Source organism: Aeromonas sp. ASNIH8 (assembly GCF_002919855.1).
Lineage (GTDB): Bacteria > Pseudomonadota > Gammaproteobacteria > Enterobacterales > Aeromonadaceae > Aeromonas > Aeromonas caviae.
The window spans coordinates 1-7,948 of sequence record NZ_PQLN01000139.1; the positions used below are offsets into that span (position 1 = coordinate 1).

9 protein-coding genes are annotated in these 7,948 nt (G+C 63.3%); 8 read left to right on the forward strand and 1 reads right to left on the reverse strand.

Going from position 1 to position 7,948, the window contains the following annotated elements; all coding sequences use genetic code 11:
• The 8 genes from C3418_RS21770 to C3418_RS21805 all read left to right on the forward strand — a co-directional run.
• Positions 1–77 (forward strand): transposase (locus C3418_RS21770; RefSeq protein ID WP_174213905.1); only part of this gene is annotated, 77 nt, incomplete at its 5' end.
• 120 nt (positions 78–197) lie between these two features.
• Positions 198–815 carry a glutathione S-transferase family protein gene (locus tag C3418_RS21775; protein ID WP_010674786.1) on the forward strand — a complete coding sequence of 206 codons (618 nt, stop codon included), beginning with the start codon at positions 198–200 and terminating at the stop codon, positions 813–815.
• A gap of 246 nt (positions 816–1,061) precedes the next feature.
• Positions 1,062–1,481 (forward strand): D-ribose pyranase, encoded by a 420-nt coding sequence (gene rbsD / locus C3418_RS21780; RefSeq protein WP_043152736.1) that lies wholly within the window; start codon positions 1,062–1,064, stop codon positions 1,479–1,481.
• Positions 1,482–1,516: 35 nt separating this feature from the next.
• Entirely contained in the window at positions 1,517–3,046 is a 1,530-nt protein-coding gene (gene rbsA / locus C3418_RS21785; RefSeq protein WP_103859265.1) for a ribose ABC transporter ATP-binding protein RbsA, read from the forward strand.
• The gene (gene rbsC, locus C3418_RS21790) at positions 3,043–4,011 is read left to right on the forward strand and encodes a ribose ABC transporter permease (protein WP_041211438.1); all 969 of its coding nucleotides are present in this window, start codon (positions 3,043–3,045) and stop codon (positions 4,009–4,011) included. Before rbsA ends, rbsC begins: the two co-directional genes overlap by 4 nt.
• A 30-nt stretch (positions 4,012–4,041) precedes the next feature.
• A complete protein-coding gene (rbsB, locus tag C3418_RS21795) occupies positions 4,042–4,917 on the forward strand; it encodes a ribose ABC transporter substrate-binding protein RbsB (RefSeq protein WP_043152743.1) in 876 nt (291 codons plus the stop codon).
• Positions 4,918–5,015: 98 nt separating this feature from the next.
• The gene (rbsK, locus tag C3418_RS21800; protein WP_010674791.1) at positions 5,016–5,948 is read left to right on the forward strand and encodes a ribokinase; all 933 of its coding nucleotides are present in this window, start codon (positions 5,016–5,018) and stop codon (positions 5,946–5,948) included.
• Positions 5,948–6,973 (forward strand): substrate-binding domain-containing protein, encoded by a 1,026-nt coding sequence (locus C3418_RS21805; protein ID WP_041211440.1) that lies wholly within the window; start codon positions 5,948–5,950, stop codon positions 6,971–6,973. The genes rbsK and C3418_RS21805 overlap by 1 nt, the downstream gene beginning before the upstream one ends.
• Positions 6,974–7,062: 89 nt before the next feature.
• Here the strand turns inward: C3418_RS21805 and C3418_RS21810 are convergent, their stop codons facing one another.
• Positions 7,063–7,857: a hypothetical protein gene (locus C3418_RS21810; protein WP_124814215.1), complete on the reverse strand. Its 795-nt coding sequence runs from the start codon at positions 7,855–7,857 to the stop codon at positions 7,063–7,065.
• Between the last annotated feature and the right edge of the window lie 91 nt (positions 7,858–7,948).

Genomic DNA, 7,948 nt, shown 5'->3' on the forward strand with positions numbered 1-7,948 from the left:
GCTCTTACTTTGCGGGCTCTTGCGGCGGAGCACCGTTGGAGGTGATCAAGCAATACATTCAAAACCAGCGGGGCTGACGCCCCGGCGAAATTCCCCTCCCACCTACGTCGGAGGGAGTCCCCTTTCGCATTTAATATGGCGCGCGCTGGCGGACGAGATGTCCACTGGCTCTTCTCTCTCACACAAGGAAAACGGTCATGTCCGAACTGACGCTCTATCTTGCCCCGGGTACCTGTGCCATGGCGGTACGCATCGCTCTGGTGGAGGCCGGTGCCCCTCACCTTGTCAAGCGCCTGGATCTGGCCGCTGGTGAACAGCGCAGCCCCGACTACCTCGCCATCAATCCCAAGGGGCGAGTCCCGGCACTGGTGACGGAGCATGGCGTGCTGACCGAAACACCGGCTCTGCTGCTCTACGTGGCCCAGCGTTTTCCTAACGCCGGGCTGGCCCCATTGGATGACCCCTTCCTCCTGGCCAGGATCCAGGAGGTACACAGTTTCCTCGTCTCCACCGTCCATGTCGCCCATGCCCATGGACGCCGTCCCGGCCGCTGGGCCGACGATGAACAGGCCATGGCTGCCATGCAGGCCAAGATGCCCCAGAACATGCGCGATGGCTTTGACCAGATTGAGCGCCACTATCTGGCCGGCCCCTGGGTACTGGGGGAGCGCTTTAGCCTGGCCGACATCTACCTCTTCGTGATTGCAGGCTGGCTCGAGAGCGACGGGGTTGCCATCAGCGAGTTTCCCAAGGTGGCGGATCACTATCAGCGCATGCTGGCCCGCCCCGCAGTGCAGGCGGCGCTCGCCCTCTGATCTCCTCGCGCCGGGTACGCCTTTTTGTGCGGGCAACATCCGGCGACGCCTCTCAGACGGGGTGCTCTTATGGCACCCGTTTCTTCTGAAATTGCCCTGTCACTGAGATCGTTTTCACATTTTCGTCATCACTGCCTAGACCCGTTAACGGTTAACACCTATCTTTCGCCCTAATGACGCAACCGGTTGCGTAACCGATTGCCCAACTCAATATTCATATGCGGTCCCATGCCGCCGAGGTGCTGTATGAAACGAGGCAAGCTGCTCAATGCTCCCTTAAGCGCGCTGGTCGCGCAGATGGGCCACACCGACGAGATCACCGTCTGCGACGCTGGCCTGCCCATTCCGGCAGGCCCCGAGCGCATCGATCTGGCGCTGATGGCGGGCACCCCCAGCCTTGAAACCGTACTGACCGCCCTACTCACCGACCTGGTGGTGGAGAAGGTGATCATGGCAAGCGAGATCAAGCAGATCAGTCCCGCCGCCCATCAGGCGCTGGTGGATCAGCTGGAGGTCCACGCAGCCGCCCAGGGCAAGCCCATCACCATCGAGTACTGCCTGCACGAAGCGTTCAAGGCTCGCTCCTGCCAGAGCAAGGCTATCGTGCGCAGCGGCGAGGTGACTCCCTACGCCAACCTGATCCTCTGCGCCGGTGTGGCGTTCTGAATTCTTCAAAGAAGGCCTCTTCAAGGAAGCTGCAAATGAGCACAACCTCCCCCCTATCACCCATTCTGGAGCTGACCGGGATCGTCAAGACCTTCCCCGGGGTACGCGCCCTCGACGAAGCGGGTCTTCGGGTCTATTCGGGCCAGGTGATGGCCCTGCTCGGCGAAAATGGCGCTGGCAAGTCGACCCTGATGAAGGTGCTGACCGGCATCTACCAGGCCGATGCGGGCTACATCAACTATCGCGGCCAGCCGGTGCACTTCAAGGGCCCCCGCGACTCTCAGGATCAGGGGATCAGCATCATCCACCAGGAGCTGAACCTGCTGCCGGAATTGTCGATTGCCGCCAATATCTTCCTCGGCCGCGAACCGCGCACCCGTTTTGGCAGCATCGACCACAAGCAGTTGCGTGAGCGTGCCAGCGGTCTGCTGGCGCGACTTGGCGTCAAGCACGGCCCGGATACCCGACTCGGGGATCTCTCCATCGGTGAACAGCAGATGGTAGAGATCGCCAAGGCGCTGTCGTTCGATGCCAGCGTCATCATCATGGACGAGCCCACCGATGCGCTGACCGACACCGAGACCGAGCAGCTCTTCACCGTCATTCGTGAACTGCGCGAGCAGGGCTGCGGCATTGTCTACATCTCCCACCGCCTGAAAGAGATCTTCGAGATCTGCGATCGGGTCACCGTGCTGCGGGATGGCAAGTGGATCGGCGAGCAGGCGGTGAGCGATCTCGATGAAGACAGGATCATCGAGATGATGGTGGGCCGCCGGCTGGAAGAGCAGTACCCACGTCTTGAGCGCGAGCTTGGCCCGGTTAGCCTGCAGGTGAACGATCTGGCTGGTCCCGGCGTGCGCGGGGTGAGCTTCTCCCTGCGTCAGGGGGAAATTCTGGGCTTTAGCGGCCTGATGGGCTCCGGCCGCACCGAGCTGATGAAGCTCATCTACGGTGCCAGCCCCATCAGCGCTTGCCAGGTGACGGTGGATGGCCACGCCCTGGTACCCAGAAGCCCGGCCGATGGTCTGGCCGCTGGTATCGCCTATATCTCCGAGGATCGCAAGGGCGACGGCCTGGTGCTGGAGCTGTCGGTGCGCGAAAACATGAGCCTGTGCGCCCTCGGCGAGTTCATTCGTGGCGGTAAGATTGACGGCAAGGCCGAGCGCCAGGCGGTAGGGGACTATGTGCGTTTGTTCAACATCAAGACCCCGAGTCAGGATCAGCTGATCAAGCTCCTCTCCGGCGGCAACCAGCAGAAGGTGGCCATCGCCAAGGGGCTGCTGACCCGGCCCAAGGTGCTGATCCTGGATGAGCCGACCCGCGGCGTCGATGTCGGCGCCAAGAAGGAGATCTATCAGCTCATCAACCAGTTCAAGAAGGAGGGGATGAGCATCATCCTGGTCTCCTCCGAAATGCCGGAAGTGCTCGGCATGAGTGATCGCATTATGGTGATGCACGAAGGGCGCATCAGCGCAGAATTCAACACCCGCGATGCCAATCAGGAGAAGCTGATGGCAGCGGCAGTCGGTAAACAGTGGCAAGCAGAGCAAGAGGCAGCACAATGACAACCCAAACCCTTTCCCGCCGCGGCGTCATGAGCAAGGCCTGGTGGATCGAGAACAAGTCCCTGGTCGCGCTGCTGGTGCTGATCGGCGTGGTCTCCTTCCTGAGCCCCAACTTCTTCACCGCCGACAACCTGCTCAACATCCTGCGCCAGACATCGGTCAACGCCATCATGGCGGTCGGCATGACGCTGGTCATCCTCACCGCCGGCATCGATCTGTCGGTCGGCTCGGTACTGGCCCTGTGCGGCGCCCTGGCCGCCACCATGGTGGCCATGGAGCTGCCCATCGGCCTGGTGATCCCCCTCACCCTGGGGGCCGGCGCCCTGCTTGGCAGCATCAGCGGCCTCATCATCGCCAAGGGCAAGGTACAGGCCTTCATCGCCACCCTGGTCACCATGACCGCCCTGCGCGGCGTCACCATGGTCTACACCGAGGGGCGCCCCATTTCCACCGGCTTCAGTGACGGCGCCGATCACTTCGCCTGGCTCGGGACCGGCTACCTGCTGGGTCTGCCGGTGCCCATCTGGCTGATGGCCATCGTCTTCCTGCTGGCCTGGTACCTGCTCAACCACACTCGCCTGGGCCGCCACATCTATGCCCTCGGCGGCAACGAATCGGCCACCCGCCTCTCTGGTATCAATGTGGATCGGGTCAAGCTCGCGGTGTATGGTCTGTGCGGCATGCTGTCGGCACTGGCCGGGCTCATCGTCACATCCCGCCTCTCCTCCGCCCAGCCCACAGCCGGCATGGGGTACGAGCTGGATGCCATCGCCGCCGTGGTGCTGGGGGGCACCAGCCTGATGGGGGGCAAGGGCCGTATCATGGGTACCCTGATCGGTGCCCTCATCATCGGCTTCCTCAACAATGCCCTCAACCTGCTCGACGTCAGCTCCTATTACCAGATGATCGCCAAGGCCAGCGTGATTTTGCTTGCCGTGATGATCGATAACAAAAGCAACCGTTAACAAGCCACGCCACACACAAGGAATGAAATGATGAAAAAGCTCAATACCCTGCTCGCTGCCGCCATCATGTCCGTGCTGGGCACCGCCCAGGCCGCGGATCACACCCTGGCGATGGTGGTCTCCACCCTCAACAACCCCTTCTTCGTCACCATGAAGGAGGGGGCCGAAGCCAAGGCCAAGGAGCTTGGCTACAAGCTGGTGGTGCTGGACTCCCAGAACGACCCGGCCAAGGAGCTCTCCAACGTGGAAGATCTCGCCGTGCGCAAGGTCAACGCCATCCTGATCAACCCGACCGACTCCGAAGCCGTGGGCAACGCCATTCGCCTGGCCAACAAGGCGAACATCCCGGTGCTGACCCTGGACCGCGGCGCAGCCCAGGGTGACGTCAAGGCCCACATCGCCTCCGACAACGTGGCCGGTGGCAAGCTGGCTGGCGACTTCATCGCCGAGAAGCTGGGCAGCGGTGCCAAGGTGATCCAGCTGGAAGGGATCGCAGGTACCTCCGCCGCCCGTGATCGCGGCGAAGGCTTCGCCCTGGCGGTCACCGCCAACAAACTGCAGGTGCTGGCCTCCCAACCCGCCGACTTTGACCGCACCAAGGGTCTGAACGTCATGGAGAACCTGCTGGCCGCCCATCCGACCGTGCAGGCAGTGTTCGCCCAGAACGACGAGATGGCGCTGGGTGCCATCCGCGCCGTGCAGGCCGCTGGCAAAGAGGTGATGATCGTGGGCTTTGACGGCACCGACGATGGCAAAGCCGCCGTGGCCAAGGGTAAACTGGCCGCCACCGTGGCCCAGCAGCCTGCCCTCATCGGCGCCATCGGCGTGGAAACCGCCGACAAGGTGCTCAAGGGTCAACCGGTGGAAAAATCCATCCCGGTACCGCTGCAAATCGTCAACAAGTAAGTTGTTGGGGGGAGGTTCGCCTCCCCTCTCTTTTTCCGCCAGTGCCGCCTGGTCTGGGCCCACCCAGACCAGGATGTACTCAACCAAGGGTGATAGGAATGAATCGTCTCGTAGTCCTCGGCAGCGTGAATGCGGATCATGTGCTGCGCGTCCCCCACTTTCCCCGCCCCGGTGAAACCCTGACCGGCCACAGCTATCAGGTCGTTCCCGGCGGCAAGGGCGCCAATCAGGCGGTGGCCGCCGCCCGCCTCGGCGCCCCTGTCTCCTTCATCGCCCGCATCGGTGATGATGCCATCGGCCACCAGATGAAAACCGGGTTTGCCAACGACGGCATCGATGTCAGCGCCGTCGAACTCGACCCCAGGCTCCCCACCGGCATCGCCATCATCTATGTGAGCGACGAGGGGGAGAACAGCATCGGCATCTCCGCCGAAGCCAATGGCGCCCTCACCCCGGCCGTAGTGCAAGGTCACGAGGCAATGATCGCCGCCGCCCACACCCTGCTGCTGCAACTGGAAGTGCCGCTGGAGAGCGTGCAGGAAGCGGCCCGTCTGGCTCGTGCCCACGGCACCCGGGTGGTGCTCAACCCCGCCCCCGCGCGCCCGCTCTCAAGGGATCTGCTGGCGCTGGTGGACCTCATCACCCCCAACCAGACCGAGGCCGAGCTGCTGACCGGCGTCAAGGTGACGGACGAAGCGAGCGCCCGGGAGGCTGCCACCCGCTTCCACCAGATGGGCATCGGTGAGGTGATGATCACCCTGGGGTCTCAAGGGGTCTATTGCAGCAAGGGGCAGAAACAGGCGCTCATGCCGGGTTTTCGGGTCAAGGCGGTGGATACCACGGCTGCCGGGGATACCTTCAACGGCGCCTTCCTGGCGGCCGAGCTCGCCGGCGCCGACTTTGACGCAGCCGTACGCTTTGCCCACGGGGCGGCGGCACTCTCCGTCACCCGGTTTGGTGCCCAGAGCTCCATCCCGAGCAAGCAGGAGGTCGATGCTTTCCTCCTTGAACAGACTGCGCAGGGGCACTGATGGCCAATATCAAGGAGGTGGCTGCGCTGGCGGGAGTGTCGACCACCACCGTTTCCCACGTCATCAACGAGACCCGCTTCGTGGCCGAAGAGACCCGGGAGCGGGTCTTCGCCGCCATGCGCGATCTCAACTATGCCCCGAGCCTGGTGGCCCGCAGCCTCAAGGTAAAGGAGACCAACAGCATCGGCATGCTGGTTACCACCTCCAGCAACCCCTTCTTCGCCGAGGTGGTGCGCGGGGTGGAGCGCTACTGCTTCGAGCAGGGTTACAACCTGATGCTGGGCAACACCGAAGGACAGGCCGAGACGGCGCTCTCCTACCTCAAGATGATGCTCAGGAAACGGGTCGACGGCCTGCTCATCATGTGCAGTGAAGGGCAGCAGGAGGTGTTCAACCAGCTCGACTGGCTCAAGAGCCTGCCGGTCGTGGTGATGGACTGGGGCATGGAGAATGGCGAGGTGGATCTCATCGCCGACAACTCCCATCGTGGAGGCTACCTGGCAACCCGCCATCTGCTGGGGCTGGGTCACACTGCCATCGGTTGCATCACGGGCCCCCACAGCCGCGCCCCGGCCAACCAGCGCCAGGCGGGTTTCGAGCAAGCGATGCAGGAGGCCGGGCTCACCGTCAATCCGGGCTGGATCCAGGAGGGAGACTTTGACTGCGCCAGCGGCGCCGCCGCCATGACCCGCCTGCTGGCGCTGCCAGAGCGTCCCACCGCGCTGTTTGTCTGCAACGACATGATGGCCATGGGGGTCATCAGTGCCGCCCATCAGGCAGGGCTGGTGATCCCCCGCGATCTCTCCATCGTCGGCTATGACAACGTGGCGCTGGCCCAGTTCATGTCCCCCCCGCTCACCACGGTCAATCAACCGAAAGAGGAGCTGGGCCGCCTCGCCGTCACCCGGCTGCTGGCGCGCATCAACGGCGAGCCCATCGCAAACCGCATGATCACCGTGGATCCGGACCTGGTGATCAGACACTCCTGCGCTCCCTTTTCCTCACCGGACAGCAAACCAGTTTAAGTGCCAGCAAGCAGCAGAAGGGCGGCCATGAGCCGCTCTTCTGTGTATTGTCTCCTTGGCATCGGCCCCGAGACTGCACAAGCCACCACTCAACTCAGCTTGAGATCATCCTCTTGCTGCGCCTCTCCCAGGGGAGCCAGGCGCAGCAGCCCCAGCGCCGTTGCCAACGGCTGGAGCAGCGCCTCGTACCCGGAGGGTGCTGGCAGCCAGTAGCGAATTGGCCAGCCCGCTTGCAGCAGTTCGGGGGCGCAGCTGCCAAGCTCGCTCAGCGCCAGCATGCAGCCACACTCGCGCATCTTCTCAAGCAGGGTGGCATCCGGTATCAGCGCAGGCAATGCCAGGATCAGTCTCCCCTGTGGCAAGGGGGGCAGGCTCGCCAGCAGAGGGGCCAGCTGGGCAGGCTGATGAAGCCTTACCAGCAAGGTGCCACTGCATGGCTCTTCTGTCAGCCATCGTGCCATCACGGGCCCAAGGACACAACGCTCTTGCATCCAGCCCACGTCACAGGGCTGCTGGCTCACCCGCCAGCGCAGGCTGACCGCCGTCACCGGCACGCCCTGCTCGTCTCTCATCGCCTCGCAGAGGGTCTCCAGGGGGGAAGGGGCGGCCCCCGCCAGCCATTCCCGCAATTGGTGCAGCTGCCGCTGGGCCATGTGGAGATCAGCCTTCATCGCACTCTGATACCACACCAGGGTGGTCCCCTCACGCTTGGCCTCGTTCAATGCCAATATGGCTTGCTCCAATAGCTCATCGGCATCCTCGCCACCCTCGCGCCTGGCCACTCCGAAGCGACACGCCAGATCAAAGCTGCTTTCCCGGGTCACAAACTCAAACTGCAACAGACTCACCTTGACATCCTCCCCCACCTTAGCGCTTCGCGTCACAGGAGGGGGATTCCCATTACTGGGTGATAGCTGCTCGCGCAGTACCGGGTTCCTGCTTCATCGGGCGGCCTGATTGCACCACGCCTCCACA